Annotated in this window: 11 protein-coding genes; 7 read left to right on the top strand and 4 right to left on the bottom strand. The window is 72.1% G+C overall.

The window, feature by feature from the left end; translation table 11 throughout:
- Window positions 1-2: 2 nt before the first annotated feature.
- Both IE262_RS26650 and IE262_RS26645 read left to right on the top strand, forming a co-directional pair.
- The gene (locus IE262_RS26650; RefSeq protein WP_134034912.1) at window positions 3-779 is read left to right on the top strand and encodes an ABC transporter ATP-binding protein; all 777 of its coding nucleotides are present in this window, start codon (window positions 3-5) and stop codon (window positions 777-779) included.
- Window positions 776-3,400, top strand: coding sequence for an FtsX-like permease family protein (locus IE262_RS26645; protein ID WP_134034915.1), 2,625 nt, complete (start codon window positions 776-778; stop codon window positions 3,398-3,400). Before IE262_RS26650 ends, IE262_RS26645 begins: the two co-directional genes overlap by 4 nt.
- Window positions 3,401-3,466: 66 nt before the next feature.
- On the opposite strand, the gene IE262_RS26640 is transcribed toward IE262_RS26645, so the two are convergent.
- Genes IE262_RS26640 through IE262_RS26625 form a run of 4 tightly spaced genes read right to left on the bottom strand, consistent with a single transcriptional unit; the run spans window position 3,467 to window position 6,696 of the window.
- On the bottom strand, window positions 3,467-4,306 hold the full coding sequence (locus IE262_RS26640; RefSeq protein WP_134034918.1) for a hypothetical protein: 840 nt from the start codon (window positions 4,304-4,306) through the stop codon (window positions 3,467-3,469).
- Window positions 4,307-4,313: 7 nt separating this feature from the next.
- Window positions 4,314-5,885, bottom strand: coding sequence for a cysteine peptidase family C39 domain-containing protein (locus tag IE262_RS26635; protein ID WP_189877226.1), 1,572 nt, complete (start codon window positions 5,883-5,885; stop codon window positions 4,314-4,316).
- A complete protein-coding gene (locus IE262_RS26630; protein WP_189877224.1) occupies window positions 5,885-6,289 on the bottom strand; it encodes a hypothetical protein in 405 nt (134 codons plus the stop codon). The genes IE262_RS26635 and IE262_RS26630 overlap by 1 nt, the downstream gene beginning before the upstream one ends.
- 59 nt (window positions 6,290-6,348) lie before the next feature.
- On the bottom strand, window positions 6,349-6,696 hold the full coding sequence (locus IE262_RS26625) for a WXG100 family type VII secretion target (protein ID WP_134034927.1): 348 nt from the start codon (window positions 6,694-6,696) through the stop codon (window positions 6,349-6,351).
- Between the two features lie 528 nt (window positions 6,697-7,224).
- Between IE262_RS26625 and IE262_RS26620 the strand changes: the two genes are divergently transcribed.
- From IE262_RS26620 to IE262_RS26600, 5 genes are read left to right on the top strand one after another with little or no spacing between them, the layout of a single operon-like run.
- Complete coding sequence (locus tag IE262_RS26620; protein WP_189877223.1) at window positions 7,225-10,911, top strand: nitrate reductase subunit alpha; 3,687 nt, start codon at window positions 7,225-7,227, stop codon at window positions 10,909-10,911.
- Window positions 10,911-12,518, top strand: a complete 1,608-nt coding sequence (gene narH, locus IE262_RS26615; protein ID WP_189877221.1) for a nitrate reductase subunit beta — start codon at window positions 10,911-10,913, stop codon at window positions 12,516-12,518. Before IE262_RS26620 ends, narH begins: the two co-directional genes overlap by 1 nt.
- Entirely contained in the window at window positions 12,515-13,144 is a 630-nt protein-coding gene (narJ, locus tag IE262_RS26610; protein ID WP_134034930.1) for a nitrate reductase molybdenum cofactor assembly chaperone, read from the top strand. The genes narH and narJ overlap by 4 nt, the downstream gene beginning before the upstream one ends.
- Window positions 13,141-13,899, top strand: a complete 759-nt coding sequence (gene narI, locus IE262_RS26605) for a respiratory nitrate reductase subunit gamma (protein ID WP_134034933.1) — start codon at window positions 13,141-13,143, stop codon at window positions 13,897-13,899. The genes narJ and narI overlap by 4 nt, the downstream gene beginning before the upstream one ends.
- Window positions 13,896-14,888 (top strand): tellurite resistance/C4-dicarboxylate transporter family protein, encoded by a 993-nt coding sequence (locus tag IE262_RS26600; protein ID WP_134034936.1) that lies wholly within the window; start codon window positions 13,896-13,898, stop codon window positions 14,886-14,888. Before narI ends, IE262_RS26600 begins: the two co-directional genes overlap by 4 nt.
- Window positions 14,889-15,023: the final 135 nt, after the last annotated feature.

Raw genomic sequence — 15,023 nt, 5'->3', positions numbered from 1 at the left:
TCATGGCTATCGCTCGGGGAACGGACGTTTCCCCTTCCGCGGCCGCCGGTGAGCACATCGCGGCGGCCGTGGATCTCGTCAAGATCTATCAGCAGGGGCAGGCGCAGATCAGGGCCCTGGACGGAGTGACGGTCGGGTTCGCCCGTGCGCGGTTCACGGCCATCGCGGGCCCGTCGGGCTCGGGCAAGTCGACACTGATGCACTGCCTGGCCGGTCTCGACTCGCCCACCTCCGGCCAGGCGGTGCTGGAGGGCACGGAGTTGAGCGGTCTGTCCGACCGGGCGCTGACCCGCGTACGACGCGACAAGGTCGGCTTCGTCTTCCAGTCGTTCAACCTGCTGCCCCAGCTCACCGCACTGGAGAACATCGCGCTGCCGGTCACCATGTCCGGCCGGCGCCTGGACCAGGACCTGCTCGACCACCTCGTCGGCGTGCTCGGCATCGGCGACCGGATGGCGCACCGGCCCGGCGAACTCTCCGGCGGCCAGCAGCAGCGGGTGGCGCTGGCCCGGGCCCTGGTGGCCCGGCCCGCCGTGGTCTTCGCCGACGAGCCCACCGGCAACCTGGACTCGCGGTCGGGCACGGAGGTACTCGACTTCCTGCGCCGGTCCGTGCGGGACCTCGGCCAGACCGTGGTCATGGTGACGCACGACCCCCGTGCCGCCGCCTACGCCGACCGTGTGCTCGTCCTCGCTGACGGACGCATCGTCGACGACGTCGACGCGGCGGCCGGAGCCGATGTCACCAGGGCCCTGCGGACTGCGGGGAGGGCCCGATGACCCCTTCGGCCCCCTTGAAGCCCCCCGTGAAGCCCTCCTGGAAGCCTTCTTGGCGCGCGAGCGTCCTGGGATCGCAGCTGGCCGAACTGCTCCGCCGCCCGGGCCGGTTGCTGACCACCGGCCTGTCGGTCCTGGTGGCCGCCTTCGTGGTGTTCGCCACGGTCATGGCCCAGCAGATCGCCACCAACACCACCGTCGACCGCTTCCGTGGCACCCCCGAGGCCGTCAGCCTGATCGCGACCGCCGACGACGAGTCCTCGACCACCATCAGCGACGCCACACTGGAGCGGATCCGCGCGTTGCCCGGTGTGGCCGAGGCCGTGGGCCGCGTGGACGCCGGCGCGCCGATCGCCGGGCCGTTCGAGCGCTATCTGCAGCTCTACGCCGACCCCGGCACCGGACCGCTGTCCCAGGTCGAGCTCGTCAAGGGAAGCTATCCCGACGGCGCAGGCCAGATCGCGGTCAACCGTCAGGCCGCCGAGGAACTCCAGCTCGCTCCCGGCACCCGCACGACCCTGCTCTTCCCCGACCCCGAGGACGAGGACGGGGTGAAGACCGTCAAGGTCACCGTCACCGTCACCGGCGTGGTGCGGAGCACCGCGACCGCCGTACAGCTGACCAGCGGTTACACCACCGACACGCACCTCGCTCGTCTCGCCGAGGTGCCGGGTTATCCGCGCGTGGACATCCGCGCCAGGAGCGGTGTCCCTCAGGACGAGCTGTCCCGGCAGGTGCGCGCCGTGCTCGACAAGGCGTCCTCCGGCGCGTCGCTCACCGCCGGCAGCGCCGTACGGGCCGAGGAAGCACGCGCGGCCGTGAACGGGGACCTCCGTGAGGTCTTCCAGCTCATCGCGGTGTTCCTGGCGGTGGCGGTGGGGGCCGCCGCCCTGGTCGCCACCTCGACGTTCCGTATCGTCTTCGCGCAACGGCTACGGCAGTTGGCACTCCTGCGCGCCATCGGAGCCCCGCAGCCCCGGCTGGTGACCGCACTCGCCGTCGAGGGCGCCCTGGTGGGCGTGGTCGCGGGTGTGACCGGGGTGCTGACGGCACTGGGCGCCGGGCACCTCGCCCCGCCGGCCGCCCGTCTTCTCGCGGGACAGGAGCTGTCCGCACCGGGCCTTCCCGTGCTCCAGGCCGTGCTGGTGGTCGTGGGAACCGTGCTGGTGACGGTCTGCGCGGTCCTCGCCCCCGCCCTGTCGGCGGCCGGCGTGTCCCCGCTCCAGGCACTGCGCACCGCCGGCACCGTCACGGGCGAACGCCGTGTCCGTCCCGCCCGCCTCGCCACCGGAATCCTCCTCGCCGCCGCGGCCACGGGACTTGCCGCTCTGATCCTCGGCGATCTTCCCGAGCCCGGCCAGGAGGACTACGACCGCGACTTCGCCATGATGGTCACGGTCGCCTCGGCGGGCTTCGCCTTCCTGGCGCTCATCACCCTGGGCCCGCTCCTGGTCCGCCCCGTGCTGGCCGTGGCCGGATGGCCGCTGCGCCGGCTGGGCACCACCGGCAGACTGGCCGTCAGCGGTGTCGGAGGCACCCCGCACCGTGCCGCGGCCGTCTCCGTCGTCGTCGCCCTCGGCGTCGCCCTGGTCTCCGGCGCCCTCGTCAGCGTCGCCTGTCTGAGCGGCTACATGGAACGCACCGCAGCCGTCGAAGCCCCCGCCGACTTCCGGGTCGCGGCCGGCGGCAAGGGCCTGGACGCCAGCCTGGTACGGCAGTTCGCCGCGTCACCCCAGCTCACCCATGTCACCGGCTACCGCACCCTCGTGACGACCGTCGGCAACAGGGAGATCGAGGTGTCGGACCTGGAACCGGACGCGCTGCCCACCGGCAAGTACGTCGACACCGCCACCGGTTCCCTCGACGACCTCGGCCCCGGCCACGCGGTCGTCGCCTCCGACACGGCGGACCTCCTCGGCGTGCGGGCGGGCGACACCTTCACCCTCCCGTCCGGCCGCGGCGGCATCCGGCTGACCGTCGCCGCCACGCTGCCCGGTCAGGGCCCGCTCCAGGCAGGCGTGCTCGTCGCACCCGCCGACCTCGACCGGATGGGCGCCTCCCGGAAGGTGAGCGGCATCCTCGCCGACGCCGCCGCCGAGGGCCTCGCCGCCCGTGGCGAAGCGCACCGGGCGCTGGAGACCACGATCCGCGCACACGTCCCGGACCCCGACGACATCAGCGTGAGTGTTCTGGCGGCCGGCCGTGACAGCAGTCAGGACACGCTCCGGACCATGGGCACCACCGCGCTCGGGCTCGTCGCCCTGACCGTCCTCATCGCGGTCGTCGGCGTCACCGCCACCACCAGCCTGACCGCGATCGAACGCACCCGTGAGTTCGGACTGCTGCGTGCCCTGGGACTGGGCGGCGGCGCACTGCGCCGGACCATCGCCACGGAAGCCGGTCTGTACGGCGTCCTCGGCGGCGTCCTCGGCCTGGCCCTCGGCGTCCCCTACGCCTGGCTGCTCATGCGCGTCGTCGTCACCAGCGCGCCTCTGCGTCTGCCCGCAGGTCACCTGCTGGTGGTCTTCACCGGCCTGGCAGCCCTCACCGCGCTCGCCGGCCTCCTGCCCGCCCGCCGCGCGACCCGCGTCACACCTATGACCGCTCTGGGTGGCACCGAATGAAACCGGATGAAACCGGGGCCGACCGGCCCTCGGGGTGAAGGAACCGAAACAGGACTCGACAGGGGATCAGCGCACCACCACGGTCAGCGTCTTCGTCACGGAGAACTTCTCGCTCTCGGGCGACGTGGGCTCGCTGTCGTGTCCGCAGCGGTAGCAGCCGAAGAGTTCGACCGTGGTCGTGCCCTTCTCCCGGGCGGTGAAGCCGTACCAGTCCTGCCGTTCCGCGGCCGGGTCGCCGGTGGTGTGCGGAGGGCCGGGCTCCAGCCCCGCCACCGCGCCGTCCGGCTCCCCGGTGACCTTCCAGGTGTAGCCCGGCTGGTTGGAGTAGCGGTTGGCGACGAGGAACCGCTCGCCGGGGCGCACGGTGACCGTGCCCGTGAAGTCCCCGTCGAGCCTGCGGAACTCGGACGACCCGTACGCCTCGCTGTACTGCCCTTCGGGGTCCTTGGTCACGACGGTGCCCTGGATGGTGTCCTTGACCTCGACCGGGTACGTCATGGTGCGCTCGCCGTCGCTCTCCTTCAGCACGATGCGCGCCGTGCCGGGCTTGAGCGCACGGAACGTGAAGTAGTGCGTGCCCTTGACGGTCTTCTCGCCCCGGGCGCGCACGACCTCATCCGACTCACCCGACTCGCCCACTTCGGCGACCTCCCAGTCCGCTGCGTCGCCACCCGGGCGGACGTGCAGCGAGAAGTCGTGCCCGGTCAGCACCGTGGTCCGGACGGACTGGGAGGCGACGTCGATCTCCCCGTCCGGGCCGCGCGGCACGCCGTGCAGCGGCTTCGGGACCCCGCAGCACGCCGTGTCGTCGGCGGACACGGCCTCGTATCCGACGAACCCGAGCCCGCCCAGGGCCAGCGCCGCGACACCACTGATGACGCCCCAGAAGGTCTTTCCTCCGCGCATCACCGGCTCACCTCGGCAGGTGGACGCCCGTGGCGTCCGGGAATCGTTCGTCCGACGCCCGGCTCATGTTGCCGTTGACGAAGTCGTCCTCACTGACCCAGGTGGTCTCGCCCCACGGGTTGTGCACCTGGAGCATGCCGTTCTCGGCGCCGATGACGACCAGGGCGTGGCCGCCGTCGCCGGTCGTCTTGATCGGGACGGGCTTGCCCTCCGCGACGGCCTGCTCGAGCTCGGGCAGGACGCCCCGGCGGTCGTCGGCGCTGTTCAGGTCCTGGCGTTCGTAGTCGGCGCCCGTGGGCGAGTTGAGCTCGTTGTCGGCGACCTCCGACCAGCCCTCGTCGTCCATGCCGGTGGGCGGGCCGTTGTTGAAGAAGCCGCTCCTGTCACCGTCGCCGTCGTCGTGGACGCGGTGCTGCTCGTCCACGAGCCGCTCGCGGAACGCCTCCGGATCGTCCTCGTCGCCGTCGGGACCGCCGGTCAGCTCCAGCGCGTAGACCGGGTCGACCATGGCGCGGGCGTTGACGGTGGAGGAGGCCACGCAACTGGCCTCCTGACCGTCGCCGCCCTGGATCCACTGCTGGCCGTTGAAGCTGTTCTGCGTGGTGTCGTGGACGGGGTTGCCGTTCGCGTCCACCTCGGTGACCACCGGGGTGAGATGCCGGGCCAGCCATGCCTCGTCCCTGCCCGCGATCTTCTGGCTGAAGTCGCCGAGGCTCTCCATGTCGTGCCCGGCGGCGAGCGCCTTCATCAGGTACGCCCGCTCCTCCGGTGAGGCGGACGCGTCCAGCATCCGCTGGAACTCGGCGCGGTCCTCCGGGCTCATGCTGTTGAGTCGCTCGCCGGCGCGCTCCAGGTCGTTCGTGGAGAGGATCTCGTTGTACTCGCGGGCCGCGCTCTCCTCGTCGACCATCGCCGTGTCGGCCAGCATCAGCTTGTCGACGGGGCTCACGCACGCGTCGAGATGACCCGAGCGGGCCTCGGAAGCCAGCTTGTTGAGGTCGCGGGCCGCCGCACGGGCCGCGTCGTCGGCGCACACCGCCGCCGCGTGCCGGGCCCTGGCACCCGCGAGGGCTGTCTCGCGGGCCCGCTCCTTCTCCTCTGTCTCGTCGCCCGTCTCCACCCAGTCGAAGACCCCGTCCGGGTCGCCGAGCATGGTCCGCGCCCGGCGCAGGTCGACCAGGCCCGGACCGTCCTCGCGCTGGGCGGCACGCACGCCGTCGGCCAGGCACTCCAGGGCCTTCTTGCCCTGCCGGAACGCCTCGGTCATCTGCTCGGCGGCACGCCCGGCCGCCGCGACGACCTGCTGGGCGGTCACACTCGCCATGCCCTCCCACGCCTGCGGGAGGTCCCTGCTCGCGACCTGCTCGACCGGCTCCTCGACCTCGAACTGGCATTGGTCGGCGGCCTTCTTGTAGGAGTCGGCCGCCGCCTCGATGGCGTCCGGGTGCCCCTTGGGCCCGGCGACGGCGAGCGCCTTCTCGATGGCCGCGATGAGATCGTTCTTCGAGCCCGCGTCCTCGATCGCGTTCACCGCGTCGGCGAGTTCGGCCCGCCGGGTGGTGGTGTCCTCGCCCGCCATCAGCCCCGTCCCCCCGTCGTGCCCGACACCATCCCGCGTACGGCCATGATCTCCGCGACGGCGGACAGCCAGCGCGCCAGCGTCTCGTCGTCCTCGACCGTGCGCCGCACGCTCGCCCCGGCCTCCAGCCACGCGCGGACCGTGCCGCCCGCGTCATCGCCAGGAACGGGCTCATCGAGGCCGGCCGCGTACGCGGCGCCGCCCGCGCGCACGATCTTCGCCAGGAAGGCCACGGCGCGCGGATACACCCCCGCCCGCCCCAGCACCACGGCCGCGCCCACGGCTCCGTCCCCGAAGAGAGCCGTGCGCAGACGGCCCCCCTCGCCCAGCCCGAACCGCAGCAGCGTCGCGATGTCGAGTTCCGCCAGCTCGTCGTCCGATTTCACGGCGTGCGCAGCACTCATGCTCTGTCCCCGTTGTCCCCGTTGTTCCCGGCAAGTCCCGGACGTTCTTGTGCCGTCCGTCAGTTGAAGTCGGACAGGCCCGCGTGGGAGGGCGCCGCGCGGCGCAGACTCTCCTCGGCGCCCTGCTCGGCGGCGCCGTAGGCGCGGTTCGTGGTGTTCAGCTTGCGGGAGATCTCCCGCAGCGCGTCCCGCAGCACCGTCGCCTCCCGCTGCCAGGCTCCTGCGAAGGCGTCGTAGGCGGGGGCGGCCTCCTCGCCGCCGAACGCGTCGGGGGACGAGCACTGTTCCTGCGGGATGGTCGACTTGATCGAGTCCAGCTCGTCCGCCGCCTTGTCCAGCTTGCCCGCGGAACCGCCGACCTCCTCGGTACGGACTCCGTACCCCGTCGGGCTGCTCATGCTGCCCATGTGTGTCTCCCCCGTGATGCGTACACCGAACGGCCCGTAAGGCTAGTTGATGGCCACGGCATCGGGAACACCCGCCTCCACGGCGCGCGGCACCTGCCCGTCGGCGACAGGTTTCAGCCGCTCCCGTCGTTTCCGCGCGGTCCCGGCAACGGTTGCGGTCACGAAAGAATTCCGTCTCGTCGCATCTGTCGAATCCGTCGAATTACCTGTTCCGGTCGGGTCGCTGACCGTGATGTTCCGACCGAAGGCGCAGCCCACCGCAGGGAGATCGGGCGTGGCGGCGGTCGGCCCTTTCCGTCCTCCGAACAGGCATTTCCCATTCCTGTGGCCGAATCCGTTCAGTAGCCAGTGCAAAGGGCAGGGAAAATAAATTCTAGATACATCCAACTGGCGGGAATGAGATCCACCCGGCGGGCCCGGCAGGAGCATTCTGGCCCTCGTTCGTCGACAGGTGCGTGCCCGAGGTGACCGCTCGGGCGCGCCGACCCGCGAGGGGAGTCCGAGGGCGTGGGACGTGGCAGGGCAAGGATGGAACGGGTCGCTTCGGACGCGGCCGAACGGCTGCTCGCGGCCGGACAGTTACTCCAGCGGGCGCCGACCACACCGGAGGGGCGGGCCGTCTTCCGGTCCGACCAGCAGGTCAACGACCAGCCGTACCGGGAGCGTTGGGCGCACGACAAGGTGGTGCGCTCCACCCACGGGGTGAACTGCACGGGGTCGTGTTCGTGGCAGGTGTACGTCAAGGACGGGCTGATCACCTGGGAGACGCAGGCGACGGACTACCCGTCGACCGGCCCTGACCGCCCCGACTACGAACCGCGGGGCTGCCCGCGCGGTGCGTCGTTCTCCTGGTACACGTACTCGCCGACGCGGGTGCGCTATCCCCATGCGCGGGGCGTGCTGGTGGAGATGTTCCGCGACGCGAAGCGGCGTGCGGGCGGTGATCCCGTCGCCGCGTGGGCCGAGATCACCGGAGATCCGGACCAGCGGCGCCGCTACCAGTCGGCCCGCGGCAAGGGCGGCCTGGTGCGGATCGACTGGGACGAGGCGCTGGAGATCGCGGCCGCCGCGCACGTACACACGCTGCGGGAGTACGGGCCCGACCGGATCGCCGGATTCTCGCCGATCCCGGCGATGTCGATGGCCTCGCACGCGGTCGGCGCCCGCTTCCACGCTCTGATCGGTGCGCCGATGCTGTCGTTCTACGACTGGTACGCGGACCTGCCGGTCGCCTCGCCGCAGGTGTTCGGCGACCAGACCGACGTTCCCGAGTCGGGCGACTGGTGGGACGCGGCGTATCTGATGCTGTGGGGCTCCAACGTCCCGGTCACCCGGACCCCGGACGCGCACTGGATGGCCGAGGCCCGCTACCGCGGCCAGAAGGTGGTGGTGGTCTCACCGGACTACGCGGACGCGACGAAGTTCGCCGACGAGTGGCTGCACCCCCATCCGGGCACCGACGGGGCGCTCGCCATGGCGATGGGGCACGTGATCCTGCGCGAGTGCTTCGTCGAGCGGCAGGTGCCGTACTTCACCGACTACGTCAGGCGGTTCACCGATCTGCCGTTCCTCGTCGGCCTGGACGAGCGGGACACGGACACGGGCACGGATACCGGCGCAGGCACCGGCACGAACACGGTCACGTACACGCCCGGGGCGTTCGTGACGGCCCGTGACCTGGATCTGGCCAGGGACGCCGAGGCGGCGGCGCGACGCTGGATGCCGGTGCTCTACGACACGGTGTCCGGCGGGCCGATGGTGCCGAGCGGCACCCTGGGCGACCGCTGGGGCAAGGCCAGCGAGGGCCGCTGGAACCTGGACCTCGGCGATGCCGAACCGCTGCTCAGCTTCCACGGCCGCCCCGGCGCGACGCGGGCGGAGGTGTCGCTGCCCCGCTTCGACGAGCAGGGAGCCTCGGTGCGGCGCACGGTGCCCGCGCTGCGGATCGGCGGGCGCCTGGTGACGACCGTCTTCGACCTGATGCTGGCCCAGTACGGCGTGGGCCGCGAGGGGCTCGACGGCTCGCTGCCGGTGTCGTACGAGGACGCGTCCACGCCCTGCACCCCCGCTTGGCAGGAGGCGATCACGTCGGTGCCCGCGCAGGCGGTGGTGCGTGCGGCACGGGAGTTCGCGCGGACCGCGGAACAGACCCGCGGCCGCTGCATGATCGTGATGGGCGCGGGCACCAACCACTGGTTCCACTCCGACACCATCTACCGCTCGTTCCTGTCGCTGCTGCTGCTCACGGGCTGTCAGGGCGTCAACGGCGGAGGCTGGGCGCACTACGTGGGGCAGGAGAAGGTGCGCCCGTACACCGGCTGGCAGCAGCTGGCCACGGCCTCCGACTGGGCCCGCCCGTCACGGCAGATGGCGGGCACACCGTACTGGTATCTGCACACGGACCAGTGGCGCTACGAGAAGTTCACCGCGGACGCCCTGACCGCGCCGACCGCGCCCGGTGCGCTCACCGGCCTGCACACGGCCGACCTCGTGGCCCGCTCCGCCCGGCAGGGATGGATGCCGTCGTATCCCACCTTCGGCGCCAACCCCCTGGAACTCGGGCGGCGCGTACGCGAGGAAGGCGCCGACCCGGCGCGGTGGGTGGCCCGCGAGCGGGACGCGGGCCGTCTCCCCTACGCCTGCGAGGACCCCGACGACCCGGCCAACTGGCCGCGCGTGCTCACCGTGTGGCGGGCCAACCTGATCGGCTCCTCGGCCAAGGGCAACGAGTTCTTCCTGCGGCACCTGCTGGGAGCGTCCGACAACGCGAGCGCCGAGCAGGCCCCGCCCGAGGCCCGGCCGAAGGACGTGGCCTGGCGGGACCAGGCGCCGCGCGGCAAGCTCGACCTGCTGCTCGCCCTGGACTTCCGGATGACGTCCACGACCCTGTTCGCCGATCTGGTGCTGCCCGCGGCCACCTGGTACGAGAAGCACGACCTGTCCAGCACGGACATGCACCCCTACGTGCACGCCTTCTCCCCGGCGATCAGCCCTCCCTGGCAGGCGCGCACGGACTTCGAGATCTTCCACGGACTCGCCGCCGAGGTCGCCAGGCTGGCCGAGGGGCGCCTGGACGTCGCCCACGACCTGGTGGCCACCGCGCTCCAGCACGACACCCCCGGCGAGGCGCCGCCCGACGGGCCCACCGGCCCGCAGTTCACCCTCGTCGAACGGGACTACACCGCGATCGGCGCTCAGATCGCCGCCCTGGGCCCGCTGGCCGAGGAGCAGGGGATGACCGTGAAGGGCGTGACCGTCCGGCCCGGACCGGAGGCCGGCTGGCTCGCCGCACGGTGCGGCACGGCGGCCCGCGGACCGGCGCGGGGACGGCCCCTGCTCGACACGGACGTCAAGCTGTGCGAGGCGATCCTGGCCCTGTCGGGCACGACCAACGGACGTCTCGCCGCCGAGGGCTTCGAGCGGCTCGCCGAGCGCTGCGGCACCGACACCGGCCTCGCGGAACTGGCGGCGTCGGTGGCCGAGCGGCGCGTGGAGTTCTCCGACACCCAGGCCCGTCCGGTGCAGGTCTCGGCGAGCTTCGAGTGGTCGGGCAAGGAGGCCCCGGACCGCCGCTACGCCCCGTTCACGATCAACACCGAGCACTTCAAGCCCTGGCACACCCTCACCGGACGGCAGCACTTCTACCTCGACCATCCCTGGATCGCCGAGTTCGGCGAACAACTCCCCGTCTACCGGCCTCCACTGGACCTGGACGTCCTCGGCGAGCAGCCCCAGCCCACCGCCGACAAGGACGGGCGTTCGGTGACCGTGCGGTATCTGACCCCGCACTCCAAATGGTCGATCCACTCCGAGTACCAGGAGAACCTGCTGATGCAGACCCTGGCCCGGGGCGGCCCCGTCATCTGGATCAGCGTGGACGACGCCGCCGCGATCGGCGTCGCGGACAACGACTGGATCGAGGCGGTCAACCGCAACGGCGTGGTCGTCGCCCGCGCGATCGTCTCCCACCGCATGCCGCCCGGCACCGTGTTCATGTACCACGTCCAGGAACGCCTGGTGAACGTCCCCAAGTCCGAGACCACCGGGCGGCGCGGCGGCGTCCACAACGCCCTCACCCGGCTCCTGATCAAGCCGACCCACCTGATCGGCGGCCACGCCCAGCTGTCCTTCGCCCCCAACTACTACGGCCCCACCGGCAACCAGCGCGACGCGGTCACCGTCATCCGCCGCCGCTCCCAGGAGGTTGAGTACTGATGAGGGTCATGGCCCAAGTGGCGATGGTGATGAATCTCGACAAGTGCATCGGCTGCCACACCTGTTCGGTCACCTGCAAACAGACCTGGACCAACCGGTCCGGCACCGAGTACGTGTGGTTCAACAACGTCGAGACCCGCCCCGGCCAGGGCTACCCCCGCACCTACGAGGACCAGGACAGGTGGCAGGGCGGCTGGAAGCTGAAGCACGGCCGCCTGGTGCCGCGCAGCGGCGGCCGGGCCCGCCGCCTGGCCCGCCTGTTCGCCAACCCCGAGCTGCCCTCGCTCGACGACTACTACGAGCCGTGGACGTACGACTACGAGAACCTGATCAGCGCTCCTCTCGGTGACGACGTCCCCACGGCCCCGCCCCGCTCCCTGATCGACGGCCGGCCCACGCAGGTGACCTGGGGCCCCAACTGGGACGACGACCTGGGCGGCGGGCCCGAACACCTCGCGGGCGACCCGGTGCTGAAGAAGATGAACGAGCAGGTGCGGCTGGAGTACGAGCAGGCGTTCATGTTCTACCTGCCGCGCATCTGCGAGCACTGCCTCAACCCGTCGTGCGTCGCGGTGTGCCCCTCCGGCGCGCTCTACAAGCGGATCGAGGACGGCATCGTCCTCGTCGACCAGGACCGCTGCCGCGGCTGGCGCATGTGCGTGACCGGATGCCCGTACAAGAAGGTGTACTTCAACCACGCCACCGGCAAGGCGGAGAAGTGCACGCTCTGCTACCCGCGCATCGAGGCCGGTCAGCCCACCGTGTGTTCCGAGACCTGCGTGGGGCGCCTGCGCTATCTCGGCGTCATCCTCTACGACGCCGACAAGGTGGGGGAGGCCGCCGCGACCACCGACGAAAAGGACCTGTACGAGGCGCAGTTGGGCTGCTTCCTCGATCCCGACGACCCCGAGGTGCGGCGCGCCGCCGAGGCCTCCGGCATCCCGCACGACTGGATCACCGCCGCCCGGCGCTCACCCGTGCACGCGCTCATCAGCCGCTACAAGGTGGCGCTGCCCCTGCATCCCGAGTACCGCACGATGCCGATGGTCTGGTACGTGCCGCCCCTGTCGCCGGTCGTGGAGTCCCTGACCGCCACCGGCCACGACGGGGAGGACCCCGCGAAACTGTTCGCGGCGATCGACTCCCTGCGCATCCCGCTGGAGTACCTCGCCGGGCTGTTCACCGCGGGCGACGTGGCCCCCGTGGAGGCGGCGCTGTGCCGTCTGGCGGCGATGCGCTCCCACATGCGGCGCGTCAACCTCGGCGAGGAGCAGGACCCGGCCATCGCCGACGCGGTCGGCATGGACGCGGACGGCATCGAGGCCATGTACCGGCTGCTCGCCCTCGCCAAGTACGACGAGCGCTATGTCATCCCCACCAGCTACACCGGCACCGTCCCCGAGGACCTCCCCGACTCCGGATGCAGTCTCGACGGCCACGGTGGACCGGGCATGTACGCGGCGGACACCTTCCACGCCCCGCCCGCTCCCGGCCCCGAGCCGGAGCACGCCGGGGTGTCGCTGCGCGGCCGCGTCAACCTCCTGAACTGGGACGGGCGCGGACGCCCCGACGGCCTCTTCCCGCGCGGTGAGGGGAACCAGGCATGACCACCGCACTGATCCACCAGGCGGCGTCGCTGCTCCTGCTCCACCCCGGCCGGGACTGGCCGCAGCGCCTGCACCTGGTCACCGACACCCTGGACGGCGTGAGCGGGGCGGGAGCGGAAACCGAGCCGCTGTCCCGGTTCTGCGCCGCCGTCGCCGGTGTCCCCGCCCTGGAACTGTCGGCCCGCTACATCACCACCTTCGACCGCAGCCGGCGCCGCACCCTCCACCTGACCTACTACACGGACGGGGACACCCGCCGCCGCGGCCAGTCCCTGCTGAACTGGCGGGAGCTGTACCGCACACACGGCTGGCAGCCACCCTCCGACGAGCTGCCCGACTTCCTGCCGCTGGCCCTGGAGTTCGCCGCCCGCTGCCCCGAACCCGGCCGCAGGGCCCTCCAGGACCACCGCGCGGCACTGGAACTCCTCCGCCTCGCGCTGCGCGAGCACCGCAGCCCCTACGCCGACGTCCTGGAAGCGGTCTGCCGCACCCTGCCCGGTGCCTCACCCGCCGACCGCGCCGCCGCCCTGCGCCTGGCCCGCTCCGGCCCGCCCACCGAGACCGTCGGCCTGCTGCCCTTCCCCGCGCGTCCGACCAGCCCGTACGTCGAGGAGGCCTCCCGGTGAACCATCTGCACATCGCCCTGTGGGGCGTACTGCCCTACCTCGTCCTCACCGTCCTGGTCGCGGGCACCGCCTGGCGCTACCGCTACGACCGGTTCGGCTTCACCACTCGCTCCAGCCAACTGCACGAACACCGCCTGCTGAGCGTCGGCGGCCCGCTGTTCCACTACGGGCTCCTCTTCGTGGTGGCCGGGCACGCCGTCGGCCTGCTCGTCCCGGAGTCGTTCACCGAACGCCTCCACGTGCAGGAGTGGCTGTACCGCGCCAACGCGCTGCTCGTCGGCGGCACCGCGGGCCTCGCCACCCTCACCGGCCTGGCGATCCTGCTCTACCGGCGGCTGCGCGTGCCCGCCGTCCGGGCCGCGACCAGCCGCAGCGACCGCGCCGTCTACCCGGTTCTCGTCTGCGTCCTCCTGGCGGGACTCACCGCCACCGCCACCACCCTGCAATCGGACCCCTACGACTACCGCCTCGGTGTCTCGGTGTGGTTCCGCTCCCTGTTCACCCTGGACCCGAACGTACCCGCCATGGCCCACGCGCCCCTCGTCTACCAGGTCCACGCCCTGCTCGGCATGGCCCTGTTCGCGCTGTGGCCCTTCAGCCGCCTCGTCCACGCCTTCACCGCACCGCTCGGCTACCTCGTCCGCCCCTATGTCGTCTACCGCTCCCGCGGCGCGCGACACAACCCCGCGCGGGCGCACACCGCCGCGCACGGGCCGGACCGGCGGCCGGCGCCGCACCCCGCCGTACGCCGGTGACCTGGCCCACGCTCCTGGACCGGTGCCGGCGGCTGCCACCGGCGTGCTTCGCGCCCGTGATGGCCACCGGCATCGTCTCCCGCGCCCTGGCGCAGACCGGGGCCCGGGCCGCCTCCGCCCTGCTGTTCGGCATCGCGGTGGCCGCCTACCTCACGCTTCTGACCGCCACCGTGCTCAAGGCCGTCCACCACCCGGGCGTCCTCAGGGCGGAACTCCGCGACCCTGCCCGCCTGTTCGGCCACTTCACGCTCGTCGCCGCCAGCGGTGTCCTCGCCACCCGCCTCGCCCACGGCCTCGGGCGGGTCGCGGCCTACGCCCTGCTCGTCGTCGCGGCGGCCGTGTGGGCGGTACTGGCCGTCGCGGCCGTCGGACTCGGGCGGTCGGGGGGACGCACCCTGCTGCGGCAGGCCGACGGCACCTGGTTCCTGGCCACCGTCGGCCTGCAAGCACTCGCCCTCACCCTCACCAGCCTGCACACCGGTCGCACCGTCCTCACCGTCGCCCTGGTGCTCTGGGCCACCGGCGTCCTCATGTACACCGCCACCCTCACCTCGGTTGTCCTGCGGCTGCTGCGCGACCCGCCCCGGGCCGCGCAACTGGCCCCCACCTACTGGGTCACCATGGGCGCCGCCGCCATCAGCACCCTCGCCGGCGCCCAGCTCGTCGCCCACGAACGGTCGCTGCCGCGCCCCAGCCAGGGCCCCCTCGACGGCACGGTCCTCGTCCTGTGGGCCTGGGCCACCGTCCTGATCCCCCCGCTGCTGGCCGCGGGCGTCTGGCGCCATCTGCACCACCGCGTGCCCCTCAGCTACGAGCTCGCCCTGTGGTGCATCGTCTTCCCCGTGGGCATGTACGCCACCGCCACCGCCCAGCTCGCCACCGCCGGGAGCATCAGCGCCCTGACGGTCACGGAGCGCCCGCTCGTGGGCGCCGCCGCGGTGGCGTGGCTGGCGGTCGGCGCCCGGTACGCCGCCGCCCGCCTGGGGTGAGCCTGCCACGCGTTGACGGCACGGGCTGGCATCGTGGTGCGTGCTGAGTGCTGAGCGATGCGTGGTGAGTGCTGCGTCGTGAGTGATGCGTAGTGATACGTGGGGGGAGCCGAACGAGACGAGGTGGGACTGGTG

It is taken from the genome of Streptomyces bluensis (assembly GCF_014650715.1).
Classification (GTDB): domain Bacteria; phylum Actinomycetota; class Actinomycetes; order Streptomycetales; family Streptomycetaceae; genus Streptomyces; species Streptomyces bluensis.
This window is presented reverse-complemented; position numbering and strand designations above follow the sequence as displayed.

Bases quoted from the DNA above. Each gene is read 5' to 3' on its own strand.
- IE262_RS26645 (WP_134034915.1), top strand. From the start codon at position 776: ATGACCCCTTCGGCCCCCTTGAAGCCCCCCGTGAAGCCCTCCTGGAAG.
- IE262_RS26630 (WP_189877224.1), bottom strand. From the start codon at position 6,289: ATGAGTGCTGCGCACGCCGTGAAATCGGACGACGAGCTGGCGGAACTC.
- IE262_RS26620 (WP_189877223.1), top strand. From the start codon at position 7,225: ATGGAACGGGTCGCTTCGGACGCGGCCGAACGGCTGCTCGCGGCCGGA.
- IE262_RS26625 (WP_134034927.1), bottom strand. From the start codon at position 6,696: ATGGGCAGCATGAGCAGCCCGACGGGGTACGGAGTCCGTACCGAGGAG.
- narH (WP_189877221.1), top strand. From the start codon at position 10,911: ATGAGGGTCATGGCCCAAGTGGCGATGGTGATGAATCTCGACAAGTGC.
- IE262_RS26635 (WP_189877226.1), bottom strand. From the start codon at position 5,885: ATGGCGGGCGAGGACACCACCACCCGGCGGGCCGAACTCGCCGACGCG.
- IE262_RS26650 (WP_134034912.1), top strand. From the start codon at position 3: ATGGCTATCGCTCGGGGAACGGACGTTTCCCCTTCCGCGGCCGCCGGT.
- IE262_RS26640 (WP_134034918.1), bottom strand. From the start codon at position 4,306: ATGCGCGGAGGAAAGACCTTCTGGGGCGTCATCAGTGGTGTCGCGGCG.
- narJ (WP_134034930.1), top strand. From the start codon at position 12,515: ATGACCACCGCACTGATCCACCAGGCGGCGTCGCTGCTCCTGCTCCAC.